Annotated in this window: 15 protein-coding genes; 7 read left to right on the top strand and 8 right to left on the bottom strand. The window is 58.5% G+C overall.

Annotated features, from left to right (window positions below; all coding sequences use genetic code 11):
• Nucleotides 1-13: 13 nt before the first annotated feature.
• The 4 genes from P0D73_RS33490 to P0D73_RS33475 are packed head-to-tail and all read left to right on the top strand — an operon-like array spanning nucleotide 14 to nucleotide 3,390.
• Nucleotides 14-1,186, top strand: coding sequence for an NADH:flavin oxidoreductase/NADH oxidase (locus P0D73_RS33490; protein ID WP_408434768.1), 1,173 nt, complete (start codon nucleotides 14-16; stop codon nucleotides 1,184-1,186).
• The gene (locus P0D73_RS33485) at nucleotides 1,176-1,637 is read left to right on the top strand and encodes a PaaI family thioesterase (RefSeq protein ID WP_408434766.1); all 462 of its coding nucleotides are present in this window, start codon (nucleotides 1,176-1,178) and stop codon (nucleotides 1,635-1,637) included. The genes P0D73_RS33490 and P0D73_RS33485 overlap by 11 nt, the downstream gene beginning before the upstream one ends.
• Nucleotides 1,638-1,685: 48 nt before the next feature.
• Nucleotides 1,686-2,435, top strand: a complete 750-nt coding sequence (locus tag P0D73_RS33480) for an electron transfer flavoprotein subunit beta/FixA family protein (protein ID WP_408434764.1) — start codon at nucleotides 1,686-1,688, stop codon at nucleotides 2,433-2,435.
• 22 nt (nucleotides 2,436-2,457) lie between these two features.
• The gene (locus P0D73_RS33475) at nucleotides 2,458-3,390 is read left to right on the top strand and encodes an electron transfer flavoprotein subunit alpha/FixB family protein (RefSeq protein ID WP_408434762.1); all 933 of its coding nucleotides are present in this window, start codon (nucleotides 2,458-2,460) and stop codon (nucleotides 3,388-3,390) included.
• Between the two features lie 141 nt (nucleotides 3,391-3,531).
• On the opposite strand, the gene P0D73_RS33470 is transcribed toward P0D73_RS33475, so the two are convergent.
• Together P0D73_RS33470 and P0D73_RS33465 are read right to left on the bottom strand one after the other, a co-directional pair.
• Nucleotides 3,532-4,707, bottom strand: a complete 1,176-nt coding sequence (locus tag P0D73_RS33470; protein ID WP_408434760.1) for an NADH:flavin oxidoreductase — start codon at nucleotides 4,705-4,707, stop codon at nucleotides 3,532-3,534.
• A 498-nt stretch (nucleotides 4,708-5,205) separates the two neighbouring features.
• Nucleotides 5,206-5,499: a DUF4148 domain-containing protein gene (locus tag P0D73_RS33465; RefSeq protein ID WP_408434758.1), complete on the bottom strand. Its 294-nt coding sequence runs from the start codon at nucleotides 5,497-5,499 to the stop codon at nucleotides 5,206-5,208.
• Between the two features lie 639 nt (nucleotides 5,500-6,138).
• Here P0D73_RS33465 and P0D73_RS33460 point away from each other — a divergent pair.
• Nucleotides 6,139-7,077: a LysR family transcriptional regulator gene (locus P0D73_RS33460; protein WP_408434756.1), complete on the top strand. Its 939-nt coding sequence runs from the start codon at nucleotides 6,139-6,141 to the stop codon at nucleotides 7,075-7,077.
• Between the two features lie 22 nt (nucleotides 7,078-7,099).
• On the opposite strand, the gene P0D73_RS33455 is transcribed toward P0D73_RS33460, so the two are convergent.
• The 5 genes from P0D73_RS33455 to P0D73_RS33435 form a co-directional block, all read right to left on the bottom strand.
• Complete coding sequence (locus tag P0D73_RS33455) at nucleotides 7,100-8,107, bottom strand: TIGR03571 family LLM class oxidoreductase (RefSeq protein WP_408434754.1); 1,008 nt, start codon at nucleotides 8,105-8,107, stop codon at nucleotides 7,100-7,102.
• 156 nt (nucleotides 8,108-8,263) lie between these two features.
• The gene (locus P0D73_RS33450) at nucleotides 8,264-8,902 is read right to left on the bottom strand and encodes a glutathione S-transferase family protein (RefSeq protein ID WP_408434752.1); all 639 of its coding nucleotides are present in this window, start codon (nucleotides 8,900-8,902) and stop codon (nucleotides 8,264-8,266) included.
• 122 nt (nucleotides 8,903-9,024) lie between these two features.
• Nucleotides 9,025-10,071, bottom strand: a complete 1,047-nt coding sequence (locus P0D73_RS33445) for an MFS transporter (RefSeq protein ID WP_408434750.1) — start codon at nucleotides 10,069-10,071, stop codon at nucleotides 9,025-9,027.
• Between the two features lie 207 nt (nucleotides 10,072-10,278).
• Entirely contained in the window at nucleotides 10,279-10,944 is a 666-nt protein-coding gene (locus P0D73_RS33440; protein WP_408434748.1) for a gamma-glutamylcyclotransferase, read from the bottom strand.
• Nucleotides 10,945-11,323: 379 nt separating this feature from the next.
• Nucleotides 11,324-12,877, bottom strand: a complete 1,554-nt coding sequence (locus tag P0D73_RS33435; protein ID WP_408434746.1) for a methyl-accepting chemotaxis protein — start codon at nucleotides 12,875-12,877, stop codon at nucleotides 11,324-11,326.
• A gap of 344 nt (nucleotides 12,878-13,221) precedes the next feature.
• Here P0D73_RS33435 and P0D73_RS33430 point away from each other — a divergent pair, with 344 nt between their 5' ends.
• Complete coding sequence (locus P0D73_RS33430; protein WP_408434743.1) at nucleotides 13,222-13,611, top strand: DUF427 domain-containing protein; 390 nt, start codon at nucleotides 13,222-13,224, stop codon at nucleotides 13,609-13,611.
• 86 nt (nucleotides 13,612-13,697) lie between these two features.
• Here P0D73_RS33430 and P0D73_RS33425 read toward each other — a convergent pair whose 3' ends face one another.
• Nucleotides 13,698-14,873 carry an epoxide hydrolase family protein gene (locus P0D73_RS33425; protein WP_408434741.1) on the bottom strand — a complete coding sequence of 392 codons (1,176 nt, stop codon included), beginning with the start codon at nucleotides 14,871-14,873 and terminating at the stop codon, nucleotides 13,698-13,700.
• A gap of 264 nt (nucleotides 14,874-15,137) precedes the next feature.
• Between P0D73_RS33425 and P0D73_RS33420 the strand changes: the two genes are divergently transcribed.
• Nucleotides 15,138-16,715: an MFS transporter gene (locus P0D73_RS33420; RefSeq protein WP_408434739.1), complete on the top strand. Its 1,578-nt coding sequence runs from the start codon at nucleotides 15,138-15,140 to the stop codon at nucleotides 16,713-16,715.
• Nucleotides 16,716-16,779: the final 64 nt, after the last annotated feature.

Raw genomic sequence — 16,779 nt, 5'->3', positions numbered from 1 at the left:
TGCGGAGTAAGCCTTGAATCCCAGACTGTTCTCTTCACTGACGCTGCGCTCGGTGTCCTTGCCCAATCGCATTGTCATCAGCCCGATGAGCACCTATTCGTCTGAAGACGGATTTGCCAACGACTGGCATCTCGTCAATTACGGCAAATTTGCGCAGAGCGGTGCCGGGATGGTCATGGTCGAAACCGCAGCGGTTTCTCCTGATGGACGCGGCACATACGGAGACCTAGGGCTCTGGAGCGACGACCACGTCGTCCCACTGGCACGAGTCGCAGCCTTCATTCGTTCGCAAGGCTCCGTCCCTGCATTGCAGATTGGCCACTCAGGCCGAAAGGGCAGCATGCAGCGCCCGTGGGAAGGTTACGGTGTTCTGACCGATGTGGAGGCTGCGCGCGGCGAGCCCGCCTGGCAGACCGTTGCGCCCTCAGCCATTGCAGCGGCCGACGGATGGCCGGAGCCGCAGGAGATGACCACGGGCGAACTGGAAGAGGTCGCGCTCGCGTGGGAGGCCGCTGCCCGTCGCGCGGCTGACGCGGGCTTTGACGTTCTGGAAGTTCACTGTGCCCACGGCTACCTTCTGCACGAATTTCTTTCCCCGGTCGCCAACCAGCGTTCCGACGAATATGGCGGTGACGCAACGCGCCGCATGGCGTATCCGCTCGAAATTGTGAAGCGGGTGCGCGCAGTCTGGTCGGCTGAAAAGCCGTTGATGTGCCGCGTCTCGTCGGTCGACGGCGCGGAGGGCGGCTACGACATCGAGGACACCGTGGCATTCGCGCGAGAGCTTAAAGCGCTGGGCGTCGATGTTGTCGACTGCTCGTCGGGTGGAATCTCCGGGTTTGCGACGGTCTCCAGTCGCCTGCCACGCACGTATGGGCACCAGGTGCCATACGCCGCCCGTGTCCGCGCGGGAGCGGGCATCTCGACGATGGCTGTCGGGCTCATCATCAACGCACAACAGGCCGAGGAAGTACTGGAGGGCGAACAGGCGGACCTCATTGGCATCGGCCGTGAGGCGCTTCACAACCCGAACTGGGCATTGCATGCGCGACACGCGCTGGGGCAGGACACCTTTGATGGATGGCCCGCTCCTTATGGCTGGTGGTTGGCCAAGCGCGCCCGACTGATTAAATCTATGGATGAAGTGGGCGTACCGCGGCCCGTAGGTCATCAACATGTCTACTAGCATCACCCCTGAGATTGACTCCGAACTCGAGACGGCCGACTGGGTCGTCCCGGCCGGCTTCCGGCCTGTGCCGTCAGAAGGCTTTCTGGACACAGTCGGTCCGGTCTATATGCGCGAGGATGGTGCCGGCTGCCTGTGCATCGCCAGCAAGACGCTGGAACGTCATCGTAACCAGGGAGGCAATGTTCATGGCGGAATGCTTGCGACATTGGCCGACTATGCCATCGGTTTCAACCTGCTTCAGATTGGTTCACGCCCTACCAGATTTGGAACGGTAAATCTGAATATCGATTTTGTTTCGAACGGTCGCATTGGCGAGTGGCTGGAGGCAACGGTGACCATTGACAAGGCCGCGGGCCGCGTGAGATTCGCGTCGTGCGTCATTCGCGGCGAGGGTGGCCGATTGGTGGTGCGGGCGAGTGGAGTGTTTTCGGCGTCGACGCCCGAGTAGAGACATCCGCGTGGAAGATTAAACGGCAATAGCAAAGAGGGCTTTGAATTGAAAATTCTCGTTCCAGTGAAGAGAGTGGTCGACTACAACGTGAAAGTGCGCGTGAAGTCGGATGGGTCGGGCGTTGACCTTGCAAACGTCAAGATGTCGATGAATCCGTTCGATGAAATTGCCGTTGAAGAGGCCGTGCGCCTGAAGGAGGCTGGTGTTGCGACGGAGGTCATCGCCGTGTCCGCCGGTGTCGCGCAGGCGCAGGAGACGCTCCGTACAGCCCTCGCGATTGGGGCAGACCGTGCCATCCTCATTGAATTCGGCGAGGAGCTGCAACCGCTCGCGGTGGCGAAGCTGCTCAAGGCGCTGGTTGACAAGGAGCAACCGCAACTCATCATCCTTGGCAAGCAGGCCATCGACGATGATTCCAACCAGACCGGGCAGATGCTTGCGGCGCTGGCGGGGCTGCCGCAGGCGACCTTTGCCTCGAAGTTGACCGTGACGGACGGCAAAGCGCTGGTGTCTCGCGAGGTCGATGGCGGCGCAGAGACGCTCTCGTTGACATTGCCTGCCGTCGTAACGACGGACCTGCGACTCAACGAACCGCGATACGTGACGTTGCCCAACATCATGAAGGCGAAGAAGAAGCCTTTGGAAACCCTCAAGCCGGAAGAACTTGGTGTCGATGTTTCGCCGCGGCTCAGGACGCTTAAGGTGGTCGAGCCGACGAAGCGCTCTGCCGGTGTCAAAGTTCCCGACGTCAAGGCGCTGGTTGAGAAGCTGAAGAACGAAGCCAAGGTGCTGTGAAGAAATTCGGAGGGACAGGGAAATGACGATTCTGGTGATTGCCGAGCACGACAACTCGGCCCTTAAAGTGGCCACACTGAACGCAGTTGCTGCCGCACAAGCGATAGGCGGGGAAGTTCACATCCTGGTCGCCGGCTTCAATGCGCACGGCGTAGCGGAGGCCGCCGCAAAGGTAGCCGGCGTAACGAGGGTCCTTCATGCTGATGCGCAGCATCTCGAAGCCGGGCTTGCAGAAAACGTAGCAGAGACCGTTCTCGCTAGTGCGGCAAACTATTCGCACGTCCTCGCCGCGGCTACTGCTTCCGGCAAGAACGTCACGCCGCGCATTGCTGCAAGGCTTGATGTGGCGCAACTCAGCGACATTATCGCGGTCGAGAGCGCGGATACCTTTCAACGCCCCATTTACGCCGGCAACGCCATCGCTACGGTCCAGTCTCACGACGGCATCAAGGTCATCACTGTGCGTACGACCGGCTTTGACGCCGTCGCTCATGAAGGCGGAGCGGCGGTGGTCGAGACTGTCGCTGCTGGACCGGATGCCGGAACGTCGCAATTTGTGAGTCGCGAGGTGACCAAACTTGACCGGCCGGAGCTGACGTCGGCGTATACGATTGTGTCTGGCGGACGCGGGCTTGGCAGCGGAGAGAATTACACGAAGGTGCTTGAGCCGCTGGCCGACAAGCTTGGCGCAGCGCTTGGTGCTTCACGAGCAGCGGTCGATGCCGGCTTCGTCCCCAATGACTATCAGGTCGGCCAGACCGGCAAGATTGTCGCGCCGCAGCTCTACGTTGCTATAGGCATATCGGGCGCCATTCAGCACCTTGCCGGGATGAAAGACTCCAAGGTCATCGTCGCCATCAACAAGGACCCTGAGGCGCCTATATTCAGTGTCGTCGACTACGGCCTGGTAGGGGACCTCTTCTCGGTGGTTCCAGAGCTGGCAGAGATGCTCTGAAAGTACGGGCCGGGCAACAATCTGACGGGGCGCATGGCATAGGCCATACGCCCCGTTTCTGTTCAAGCTGAATACAACCTCACCACGCGCCGTCCGTAGTCTGGGAGAAAGGCCTTAGACATGGCTGCATGTGGTTGGCTTTTAGATGAGTCCCTTCAGCACTTCCGGATTCCAGTTGTTCAACTGGTCAATGCGACCCTCACGGACCTTGTTCGCCCAGTCCGGATTGACCAGCATGCCGCGTCCCACGGCAATCAGGTCAAAGTCGCCGCGGTCGACCAGTTGCAACAGGTTGTCAAGAGAAGCGACATTGCTCCCTTCACCCATGAGCGTATCGATATGCTCACCCGTCATACCGATGGACCCCACCGTAATGGTCGGTTTTCCAGAGAGCTTCTTCGTCCACGCGGCCAGGTTCTGGTCAGAGTTGAATTCTGTGTCCCAGAATCGACGTGTCGAGCAGTGGAAGACGTCGACGCCGGTATCAACCATAAGGCTGACAAACTGGTCGAGCTCGGCGGGCGTGTTGAAATTCTTTGCCTTGAAATCCTGCACCTTCCATTGCGAGATACGCAACGAGATGGCGAAGTCAGGGCCCGTCATGCGGCGGATTTCCCCAATGGCGTCAGCAGCGAGGCGCGCACGGTTGCGTAATGAACCGCCCCATTTGTCTTCACGTTTGTTCGTGCCGGGCCAAAAGAACTGGTCAAGCAGGTAGCCGTGCGCCGCGTGGAGTTCAACGCCATCGAAGCCAATCATCTTCGCGTTGATAGCAGCCTTGCCATAGGCTTCGACGATGGAGTCCAGGTCTGCGGGGAGCGCCGGCTCGCCGTCGAGTGTGGTTGGCTTGCCGATGCCGCCAAAGAGCCCAGACGGACCGACACGGCGGGGCGGTTTGTAGTCCGTGCCCTTTGCTTCGTACAGGCTGTCGACGGTGTGCTGCTTCATCTGGCCCACGTGCCAGAGCTGCGCAAGAATGGGCGTGCCTTCGGCATGCACTGCGTCCACAACCTTCTTCCAGCCGGCGAGCGCTTCCACGCCATATATGCGGGGAACGTCTACTTCGTTGGCTGCTGCGTCGTGCGGGACCCACGTGCCTTCTGTGATGATGAGGCCGGCGCCGCCGGCCGCCCGCTTGCGGTAATACTCGGCATTGGCATCACCGGGGACACCCGCCGGCGCCATTGTCCGTGTCATGGGCGACATGACGACACGATTCTTTAGGCGCATGCCGCCAATTTGCACCGGCTCGAATAGCTTCGCGGTACGTTCAGCGGCGATGGCTTCCACCGGTTTCGGGGAAATGTGTGCGTTCAAGTGAAACTCCTACATCGGAATCCAGCTTTTGTTTTATAGGGCACCGACCGTGACCGGGCGCAATGAGGCTTTTCCGGGATGCGAGACGGTGAGAACAGCAGACGTGTAGTCGCGTCGGACAGGTATAGGTGCGTCGAACCTGTTCTGTCCACGAGCTTGATGCGGCATTCCATCATGGTGATGCGCCGAAGAGAGCAAACAGCCCTTGCCGCGATGAACTGCGGAGGAACCGTTCGCGCTGGCTTGATAATGGCTTACAACTCGGATGAGAAAAAGCCCTTGGTGGGCGACTCTCTGTCGCCCCATGGGAGTCAATCTTCTATTGCGTTCGCGGCGGATTTCGCTTAGAGGCAGAGCGCGCCACTATTCTTTGTCTGGTGACACATACCTCGCCGAAGTACGCAGTGCCAGGCATTTCTGAGGCGAGGGAAGTCCGTTCTTCAGTGGAGAAAAAAGGGGCGATAAGAATACGGGTTGCCCTCTCTTCAAGCGCTTGTATCACTGATTGTTTGATTTGACGGTCGGTTGGGAGCGAGCGCTATGAGTAGCATCGTTGCTGTCGCCAGGATTGGGCACGACCAACGCGCGCTGGTCGTGCAACCGCCGTTGCGCAGCCTGAAGCGCTCTGGGATATTGCGTGCGGTCCGAACCCGGCTGGTATCCCACATTGACGAGTTCCTTAAGCTCCGCGGAAACCTGAGCACGGGTTTTCGTAGTTTGGTCCGCAGATGTGGGCAGTGAGGCAAGAAGGGTTGCGGCACACAGCACCGCGGTGATTGTCACTCTTAACATTTTTGTAACTCTGGTAGGAAGGAATCGCGGGCGCCCGCGTGGAGGCATCAGGTGGCGTCATGTGATGCCTTAGGCGTTGGGCCGTTCGGCACATGACGGCGAAGTGTAGGAGTCAAGTTGGCAGGATGAAAGATGCGACATACATAAAACACAATTCGCACCTGGCGAATTGCTGGCAGCTCACCCAGCTCCGTTCGACATGAGTGAACAACCTCGATAAAGGGGATTCTTTCGTGCGACGCAATTCACGTTGCCCGAATGCACTGTTCGGGATATTGACGATTATCTGTGCGTAGGTGTGACATAGACTGGATTGGAATGTTTCTGGTTGGAGTCATCGTGTTAGTCGCATTCTTCATCATCAGTCCGGTGGGCATCGTCGCATTGATTGTTTTTGCGAAATGTGCAGACACGCGGTTTAGAGATTCACAGCGGCCGCGCGACACAAGGTCGGCGATGTAAATCGGAACCCGATGAAAGCGATTCGAGTCGCTTTCACTAGAGAGGCGGTTATTGTCGAGCGGACGTGAAAAGTCAATTCGCCGAGGCAGGCTTTATCTATATCGGCTTGCACCGTACAGTTTCGCGTTGCGCTCATGCGCTGCAGTTTATTCAAGCGAGAATCAAGAGCCGAATCAAATGGACTATCTGGAGTCGCTTAGAGTATTTGTGAAGGTAGCCGAAGTTAGTAGCTTCGTGGGCGCTGCCGAGCAGTTTGACGTCTCGACGTCAGTCGTTACCCGTCACATCTCTTCAATCGAAGGGCGCCTGGACGCACGATTGTTTCAACGCACAACGCGCAGCGTGACTCTGACCGAGGCTGGGCGCATCCTGCTTGAGAAGGTGCGAGCAATTGTCGCCGACATCGACGACGTTGAGGGCGCGCTGCTGGCAGCGAGCAATGCACCGTCCGGAACACTGAGAATCGCGGTGCAAGGGTCACTTGGGGCTCATTGTCTCGCGAGAATTCTGAAGGAGTACGGGCTCAGATATCCAGCCGTCGTGCTCCAGATAGCGTTGACCAGTGGTGCCATCGAACTTGTCGAGCAACGCTTCGATGTCGTCATTGCAGCGGACGACTATCCACATCATAGCTCTGTTGTCAGGCGACGACTCGTGCAGTGGGATTTGTGCCTCGTTGCTACGCCGGACTATCTGGTGCCGTACCGGATGCAGAAAGCATCGCCCAGCCTTGACTGTCTGAATCTGCTCTATCTCGAGGATGTTTCAGCCAGCGCGGCAGCAGGGGTCGCTCATCGGTGGGTCAACGAACACGCAACGGGTGCATCGCGCATGCAGGTAAACAATGCCGAAGTGCTGCGGAACATGGCACTGGAAAGCATGGGCGTCGCGCTGCTGCCGCGATATATCGTCCAGCACGACCTGACCGATGGCCGTCTTGTGCAGGTGCCGACGGACGTTTGTATGCCGACTGACGGGTTGAGTGTCGCCTACGCGAGCCGACGCAATCTCGCGCCAAGCGTCCGGTCCTTTGTAGACTTTCTCGTTGAAGTGTTTGAGCAAAGGTCTTCTTCAGACCCACATATCCAGAAAGAGCTTGCTGAGCTCGAAAGTTGACCTCCCGAGCTCGCGGTCAGGCTCACGCGTCGCGCAGGTGGGTAGGGAAATGTGGCAGAACGAACTCGGCAAGTTCGTCAAGAATGTCGCTTGCAGGCCGCCGCGTGGGCTTCATGTGCAGGCCGACGTGTGCGACGCCCGCCTCCTCCTGCATCTTCCAGAACTCAATAAGCGTGTTGCGCCCGGCACGTAAGACCCGCCCTGGTTGGACCGGCGCGTCCGGGTCCTCATGCAAATCGAAAAGTGTGCCATAGCCGTACGGTTTGAAGTTCATCCCCGCACACGCGGCGCGCCAGCGCGGAATGACGTCTGTCATGGTCCGCGCGTCAAAGCCGGCCCAAATCCAGGCATCCATATGCTCGGCAATCCATTCGACCGACTGACCGCCGCGACCGATGGCAATCGTTGGAAGCTTTGGGCCAAACGGACGAGGCACCATGTCGAGTTGTCCTCGGAGGTTCCCATAGTGTTCGGACTCGATTACCGGATACGTATCCTCCGTGACCGCCCTGATGATGCCGCGTGCTTCGCGATAGCGCTCAGTACGATTTACGTATGGCAGACCAAACGCCGGAAACTCCGTCGGACGGTCACCGCCGGCGAGGCCGAGCAGGAAACGCCCGCCTAGAAGCTGGTCGACGGTGGCTGCCTGCTTCGCGACAAGCAGAGGATGCCGCAGCGGCGCAACGATACCTGCGGTTCCGATTGCAATATCTCGGGTGACTGCGGCGAGCCAGCCCGCGTATACCATAGGGTCGAGTATTTGCCCGACATCGCCAAAGTCCTGGTCATAGAAGGGAACGTCACGCAGCCACAACGCGGCCATACCCATTTGGTCCGCCTTTTGAGCCATTGCTGCGTGGTCTGCAAGCGAAGGACCCGGCGAGTCAGGATATCCCTCAAGTGGAGCGATAAAGCCAAACGTCAGTTTGTCCGGCTGAAATACACGGGAAAATCCCCTGTGCATTGCGAGCTCGACTGGTAACGAGGTGCCAGGGTCGGATGCATTATTCTTGATGTTCTCGTTCATGGCTGTTCGACTGGTATCGAATCAAAGAGGACGACGCTGGTTCGGTTCGCATCGCGGCAAATGCGAGATGCGCCAGCCGACAAAAAACAAAACTCCTCGCCGTAGAGCGAGGAGTTCATTGGTCAGGACCGAGCCGCTAACGCCGCCTGAAAGACGTTACGCTGCCAGTTGTTCCTTGTGCAACGCGACGAGTTCAGCTTCGTCCTTCAAAGCCTTTTGAACTGCCGGGCGGGCTTCGATACGGGCGATGAAGGCAGCCAGGTTCTTGAGGTGGTCCAAATTGACGCCCGAACGCTCGTGCCATAGCGTTGCCCACACGTAAGCGTCTGCAACGGTGAACTGTTCGCCCGTCAGGTACGAACGACCGTCGGACAGTTGTTTGTCGAGCACGCCGTATGCCGTGAGCAACTTGTTCGTATGGAATTCGATGCCTTCCGGCGTCATCAGCTTGCGCATCAGGGGGATGTGCTTCTGCGCGATTTCGGTAGCGATGAAGGTCAGCAGCTGGTCCATACGTGCACGTTCAATCGTGCCGTGCTTCGGAATCAGGTTCGTTTCCGGATGCTGGTCGGCGAGGTAGGACGTGATGGTGATGGTCTCGGTCAGGGCTTGCTTTTCGCCGTCCAGCACCAGCGCCGGCACGTAGAGAAGCGAGTTGACATCAGAGAACGTCGTGCCGTCGGTAGTCGACTTGCCGAACACGTCGAAGTGGACCAGTTGCGGCGTCAGGCCGATTTCGTTAGCGATGGCCTGTGCGGCGAGGGAGCAGGTCGCCTGGGCGATGTAGAGCTTCATTTGCGTGTCTTCCTACGAGGATGAGTGACCGGTTTGTTCCGGGTTTCACGTGGTGCGCCGTGGTGCACCGTTGAGATGAAGTATGGTCAAAATCAGGCCTTCGATAAACAGCGGTTCGAGAGTCAGTCTGTAGAATCGCGAGCGACAATCAACGAGGGAGTGTCCATGTCTGCCAATTGCCCGGTGGCGGCAACTAGCGACGCGATTGCCAGCACGAAACCGCAGAGCAGAATCCCCATTGAGCCATAAGCACCCGTAAAGACAGTGGCGAGCGACACGCCAAGCATTACGCCGGCGCATCCGGCTGATACGTGCAAGGCGTTGGCGACTTCCTGTGCACGCGGAGCCAGTGCGACCAGAAGCGAGCGCGTTATGACCATGCCTGCGGTGTGCGTAGCGCCCCAAAGCACCACGGCGATTGCCGCAGCGACCCCGGGAACCTGTCCGAATACAAAAAGGAGGAGGTAGCAGACGGCGAGCGCAAGCGGCTGGAGGAGAGCCGCGAGTGTTGAGTGGCCTGCGAGCAGGCGCCCGCTTAGCATTGCGCCCAATACGCCGCCGATTCCGAAGACCACCATCATGAAGGCGGCCGACGTCTCGTCAAATGCTGGCTGGTCCATCAGATAGAACAGGGCGTTACTGAATACTGCAAACATTGCGGCGTACTGCAGCACCGTTGAAAGTATTGAAGACAGCGATTTACGTGTGACAGGAATCGACCGCCCGCCATATTGCGCACGCGACGCCCGCCTGCTCTTGCGCCGTGTGACCATCCAGATACCGACTACAGCGGTGACACACGACATCAATGAAAAGGTCGCTGAACGAGGGAAGCTGGTGGATAACCATGTCGCCATGGGAAGGCCCAGGAGAAGGCCGAATGCAGCCATCCGTGCCGTGAACACACCTTTCCAGAAAGCCGTGCGCGGGGTGTCGTAGGAGCAGGCGCTCGAGACGGCTCCAGCCAGCAATACTGGATGGAGCAATGCAACACGCTGAGTGAGTTCCCGTGGCCATCCGGGGGCTAGCTCCGGGAGAGCCACAGAAAGGCACGCCAGAGTGGCAAGGCCGAACAGAATGACTGACAGAGTGCGACGCCTCTCTCGCGCGGACGAGAAGACCGCAGTGAGTGGAGCCATACCAGCCAATGCCAGAACAAGTTTCTCCATACCAGCTCTCAGATGTGGCGCGTAGGGAACGGGATTTGATTACGCGAAAGATGACCGAGTGGCTGACGCTCAATTTGCCTACTGCAGCAGGGGATAGAATGAAATTTAGCGTGCGGGAGAGCGGGGATAAACCCGCCGCCGGCGAATTCTCATTTCGTCGCAATCTGACAACGGGCTCCGTTGCCGATTGTTGTAAGCGCGGCGGCGTTACAGACCGCTGGCGCCACGTTTGGTCAACTCCAGCGCCAGCTCATCAATGTATTTGTCAGTCATGCCGCAATCGGCAAGCGCGCGTTGCAGTTTGAACACGTACTCCGCATTGGTGCCGAACGACCCGGATGCAGCTGCCATGAGTGGAGCAATTGCTGCCGGCCGGGCGTCAGGTTCGAATTGAGCCTGGTGCGAGTTGGCCACGAACACGAGGGCAGTTGCATCTCCGCCCGTCTTGAATCTGATAGGCGCCCACGTCGGGGTGTAGGCTCCGGTGACCATTTCGCGAATCCAGAGAATGCGCAGCTCTTCGTTCAAGTTTGCTTCGGGCATACGCAGGGCTACGCCCTCGGTCGTGCCGCCTGGCTCGAGTGAAAGCATCCTTCCTGGGTTTTCAGGACTACCGCGGCCAGCGAGGAGTCGGATACAAAAGCTGCGGTGCCAATCATCTAACGTCGCTATAACACGGCTGTCGTATTCAGAGATGGGATTCCACATCAATGAGCCATACGCAAACACCCAAAGGTCGCCTTGTTCCGGACGTCGGGACATGGTATCCGCGAGCGACTGGTCAATTTGCGACTGGGCCCAGAGAATTTCTTTCGGGAGCGAGTCAAAGCTCTCGAGGTACGCACCCGAGCTGATAGCAGTACGGTTCAACATGGCATTTGTCTCATTATGGCCGGCAGAGTAGCCCTCGCGGGTGAGGATGCACGCGCGATTGACTGATGCACTCGCGTCAGCTTGGGCGACGGCCGGTCCGGCGAATCTGTAGGTTGTTCTCAGGGATTTGTCTGAGAGTGTGATTCGCAAGTATGGCGGTCGACGCCCGCCAGATAAACCCACATACGGGAGACGCAGCGTCTTCGCAGAAGCGACAATGAGGCGAGTGAATCTGAATGCCGAAAAGTCACTGCTGATTATCCAGCCAGGCCGAATACTTTTTTTGATGGCCTATGCGCAAAGTAATTGACACTGCTATCTGGTCAGTTGCCCGCCGCCCGGGAAGCAGTTACTCATCGGGAGGTGGGCAGAACCCTGTTCAGTCCTTGACGGTGAATGCGGACACGGCCCCTGCCAGGGACTGCGCCTGATGGTCCATTGACTGGGCAGCTGCGGCCGCCTGCTCGACAAGCGCAGCGTTTTGCTGCGTCACTTCATCCATCTGCGAGATGGCCTTGCTCACCTGTTCGATGCCGGCCGACTGTTCCACGGATGCAGCGGCAATTTCGCCCATCAGGTCGGTGACTTGTTGCACCGCCCGCACAACATCCGTCATTGTCTTTCCGGCGCGGTCTACCTGAGCACTCCCGGCCGCGATACGGGAGGTTGAATCATCAATCAGCTGTTTGATTTCCTTCGCAGCTGTTGCGCTGCGTTGGGCGAGACTGCGCACCTCGCCAGCAACCACCGCGAAGCCTCGTCCTCCTTCTCCAGCGCGGGCGGCCTCGACCGCCGCATTCAATGCCAGGATATTTGTCTGGAAGGCAATGCCTTCGATGACACTGATGATGTCTTTAATTTCCTCAGAACTTTGCGAGATGCTCTGCATTGTGTCGATGACCTGCTGAACAGCGATGCCGCCGTCTCGTGCGGTTCCGGAAGCCAACGTGGCGAGTTCGCTCGCCTGTTGCGCACTCTCGGTATTCTGTCGCACGGTGGCTGTCAGTTGTTCCATGCTGGAAGCGGTTTCCTCCAGCGCCGCTGCCTGCTCTTCAGTCCGCGCCGAAAGGTCTGTGTTGCCGGCGGCGAGCTCCCTGACCCCGGTGACCATCGAGTCGGAGCCGCCGCGCACGTCGCGAACGATGGCGGTGAGGTTCGTCTGCATCAATCGCAGTGCTTGACCCAGTGTCCCAATCTCGCTGCGGGAGGGTGAGGGAAGGTCTGTCATGAGATTACCTCGAGCCACTTCGCCAACGGCAAGAACCGCTTCGCGCAGGGGGCGTACAAGCACAAGGTTGAGTGCCCAGTACGACGAGGCAATCAGCAGGATTGCGCAGACAACGACGATACCGGTAATGGCGAACATCCGGGCTGTGTTTCGGTCGCGCGCCTGCTCAAGCGCCGCGGATGCGGTTGCCTGAACCTTGAAGAATTCGTCGGATGCCTTACCGAACGCGACGCTGGTCGCAGTCATGGGCCCTTCGTTCACACTGGCATAGAGCTGCATGTCTCCATTCTTCACAATCTCAAAGAGCTTGTCGAACACCACAGCATGGGCTCGAAACGTCTTCTCGACAACGGCCGCCGCGGCGCGCTCCTCCTCGCTGCCCTTGGGTACAGCGACGAACGCATCAAACGACTTATAGGCGGTCGCGTAAAAGCCTGTTGCGGCGGAGATAGCTCCTTGCCTGGCTGATACGTTTTCGCTCTGGGCGATGTAGGCCCGCGCGAGTGCACTACGTGCCTTCAGGTTGTTCAGGTAGGTGTCTTTGAGGTCGATGGTGGCTATATCAAGCGTGCGAATGGATTGTGAGACGGCGATGGTTCGTTCGAGCGCCTTCGTCGCAACCAGACCGGTCGCCAGTACCAGAAGTCCAAAGAGGACGAGTAGTGTCACGAGCCCATGGCGTAGCGGAATATCTCTGAGTTTCATGCTTGAGTCTTTTGCGTAAGTCGTAATTGAAACCCTTTTTATCGGCTGCCCCTACGAATACTTTATGCGATACCTTTTAACATTTCGCGCTCGATACCGCGGTTGTTTGCTTCTGTAGAATAGTTGGTTTCGACTGTTAGGTAGCAACGAAGAGAAGCATGGAAACTGCGTTAAACGAGGGGGCGGGGTGGAGGCAAAGTTCCGCAGCTTTGTTCAAATCTGACGACATGATTATTCGCTCGGGGCGCGTTTTCTATGCGAGCAATAATCCGTAGGATGGGCATCAGTCGAACTTTGCCGTTCCTGTCAATTCAGGAGCAGCACGCACAGGAAAAGGAGTTCTCATGCAACAAGCGGAAAGGGCCGTCAAGCTGCCCGACGCCACCCATCCTATCACCCTGGCAATGACCGGGGTCCACGTGCTTGTGAAGAGCGGAGGAAGAATCGTCGCGGATACCCGGCGCGCTGTGACGTTCACTGAATCGAAATACCCGCCAGTCCAATACATTCCACGCGACGATGTAGACATGACACTGCTGGAACCCACGCAGCACAAGAGCTATTGCCCATATAAGGGCGAGGCGACGTACTTCAGCATAAAGGGTATTGGTGAGCGCGGGATAAACGCCGTATGGTCGTATGTGGGGGCCTACTCGGCTGTGGCGCAGATTGATGGGTGTCTCGCGTTCTACTCGGACCGAGTGGATTCTATTGAGATTCTTGAGGACTGGTAGCTCCTCGAAAAAACGGCACCTGAGACTTCTAGGTGCCATTTGTGCTTTAGCGCTGGCTGACAACTGCCAGCAAGATACCTGGTGAATCAGTTCGGCGTAGGAGCCAGGACGTGGCCCTCAGTTTCCGATTCACGCACCTTGGCGAATGCTGCCCGGACTTCTGCCGCGAAGATTTCCGGTTGTTCGAACGCGGCAAAGTGGCCGCCTTTGGACGTGCGGTTCCAGTAGAACATGCTGCTGAACGTACGCTCGGCCCATTCCTTCGGTGGCGTATAGATTTCGCCAGGGAACACGCTGACAGCAACCGGAATGTCGACCGGCACCGCGGCGAAGGTCAGACCCGGATGCTCGGCGTACATACGTGCCGAAGAGGCGCCGCTGTTCGTCAGCCAGTACAACGTAATGTTGTCGAGCATCTGGTCATAGGAGAACACGTCTTCCGGGATTCCCTTGCTATCGCTCCACGCGCCGAGCTTCTCGTAAATCCATGCTGCGAGGCCGACGGGCGAATCGGCCAGCGAATAGCCAATGGTTTGGGGCCGAGTCGTCTGGAGGTGGTGATAGTAGGAGCCATCATTCGCGAATCGCAGGCATTGGTCGATTGCAATCTGCTCTTCCGCTGTCGGTACTTCCGGGAACTGGGCCGGGGCAACGAATGGCAAGTTGACGTGAATAGCGCGCAGCCCTTCAAGCTTGATGCGGCCCATCTCGGTGGTGATGACGCTGCCCCAATCGCCGCCTTGTGCAACGTATTCGTTGTAGCCCAGGCCTTTCATGATGGTGTCCCACGCGCGGCCGATGCGATTGCGCTCCCATCCCTTTGCCGTCGGCTTGTCGCTAAAGCCGTAACCGGGAATCGACGGCAGCACGACGTGGAATGCGTCGTCAGCTTCGCCGCCGTGCGCGGTCGGGTCCACGAGCAGGTCAATGACGTCGAGGAATTCGATGATGGAACCCGGCCAGCCGTGAGTCAGGACAACCGGCAGCGCATTCTCGTGCTTCGAGCGGATGTGCAGAAAGTGGATGCCAATGCCGTCGACTTCGGTCTTGAACTGGGGATAGCTGTTGATGCGAGCTTCGACGCGGCGCCAGTCGTACTGAGTGCGCCAGTATTCGACGAGCTTCTGAACCGGGTCCAGCTGCGCGCCTTGGGACTGGTCGTCCACGGTCTCGCGCTCAGGAAGACGGGTGGCGTCCAGACGCTTCTTCAGGTCATCGAGTTCGGCCTGCGGGATGTCGATGCGAAACGGGGTGATGTTCATCTTTGTACCTGCCTGGTGAGAGTCGTGAAAGTGACGTCATCGTAGGCAATCGGATGATTTTGAAAAAGCCGTCTCGTGGAGACGCAGTGTCGCTTCGTGCGCGACAGTGCGGAGGAAACGATTGTCGCTTCAGGAGAGACGCTCTAACCACCGCTGCAGTGTTTATCTTCGCAGCGGTGTTCTGCAGAATGACGCCGTTTGACGGGCTCATTGCGTATGAGTGCGTCGCTCCGCTTCGCAACCCATCATCTGAAAGGTCCGCCGATGAATACCTCAATGTCGCAGGGACAAGACAGTAACAAGCTGCTAATTCTTGCAGCCGTCTGTCTGTCCGCGCTAGTTTTGCCACTTGCCTTTTCAGGAGGCGCTGTCGCTACGCCAGCAATTGGGCGGGACCTGGGCGGCAGCCCCGCTATGCTGACCTGGGTGACTAACGCGTTCATGCTGAGCTTCGGCAGTCTGCTGATGGCTGCCGGCGCACTGGCTGACCAGTTCGGTCGCAAGCGTCTGTTTGTTCTCGGGCTGGGTGGTTTCATCATCACTTCGTTCGCCATGAGCTTCGCGCCTTCGGTGCTATGGCTCGATATTTTGCGTGGCGTACAGGGTATCGCTGCCGCGGCTTCGCTCTCGAGCGGCGGCGCATCGCTTGCGCAGGAGTTCGACGGACATGCCCGTACGCGGGCGTTCAGTATGCTTGGCACGAGCTTCGGCATCGGTCTTGCCTTTGGTCCGCTGATGGCCGGCGTCCTCATCGAGCACTTCGGCTGGCGCTCGATTTTTCAGGTCATCGCGGCCATCGGCGTCGTCGCGTTTATCTTCGGCGTGCCGCGTATGCGCGAGACGCGCGACCCGGGCGCAACAGGTCTCGACTACCCGGGTACCGTGACCTTCACGGCAACCCTTGCTCTATTTACGTTCGGTGTGATTCAGGCGCCGGAAAGTGGTTGGGGTAGTCCGCTCGTCGTCACGCTTCTCGTTGCGTCGGCATTCTTTCTTGCCGCGTTCGTTCTCGTCGAAATGCGCGTCAAGCGTCCGATGCTCGAACTGAGCCTCTTCAAATATCCGCGCTTCGTCGGCGTGCAGATTCTGCCGGTCGGCACCTGCTATTGCTACATCGTTCTCATCGTCATGTTGCCGTTGCGGTTCATTGGCGCGGAAGGGTTGAGCGAAATCGACGCTGGCATGCTGATGATTGCGCTCTCGGCCCCGATGCTCGTCGTGCCGATGTTGGTTGCTTCGTTCACGCGTTGGATGTCTGCTGGCGTGCTCTCGGGTATCGGTTTCCTGATTGCTGCCGCCGGTCTCTACTGGTTGAGTCTTGTCGACTTTAGCGGTCCGAAGGCTGAGCTCATTATGCCGATGCTGGTGATTGGAATTGGTGCAGGTATGCCGTGGGGTTTGATGGACGGCCTGTCGGTCAGCGTGGTGCCGAAAGAGCGTGCAGGTATGGCTTCGGGCATCTTCAGCACAACCCGCGTAGCAGGTGAGGGTATCGCTCTCGCAATCGCGACTGCAGTTCTTGGGGCGCTGGCGCATACCAGTCTTTCCCGTGTCATTCCTGACAATGGCGGTGACATCTCCGCTCGCGTTGCCGAGGCCGCCCAACGAGTGACCGCCGGTGACATGGTGCATGCCGCATCGACCCTGCCGGAAGTAACCCGGCATGCATTGTCGGCGAGCTATGCGGACGCTTTCACAAGCCTGCTGCATGTGCTGATTGTTATTACACTGCTGTCGGCATTGGCCACCTTCGCTTTCCTGAGCAAGACGCCTGCACAGGATGACGAACCAGGCGCGAAGTCCGACGAGAAGAATGACGTCAGAGAGGCGGTGAGCGCATAAGGTTTGAGTTGCTGCGCTGCAGGGGCTGCCCGGATGCGGTAGCCCCGTGGCGTATCAGGTGAGG

The sequence above is a fragment of the Paraburkholderia sp. RL18-101-BIB-B genome (genome assembly GCF_046026985.1).
Classification (GTDB): Bacteria; Pseudomonadota; Gammaproteobacteria; order Burkholderiales; family Burkholderiaceae; genus Paraburkholderia.
The sequence above is the reverse complement of the archived record's forward strand: the minus strand, read 5'-3'. Positions and strand labels throughout refer to the sequence as shown.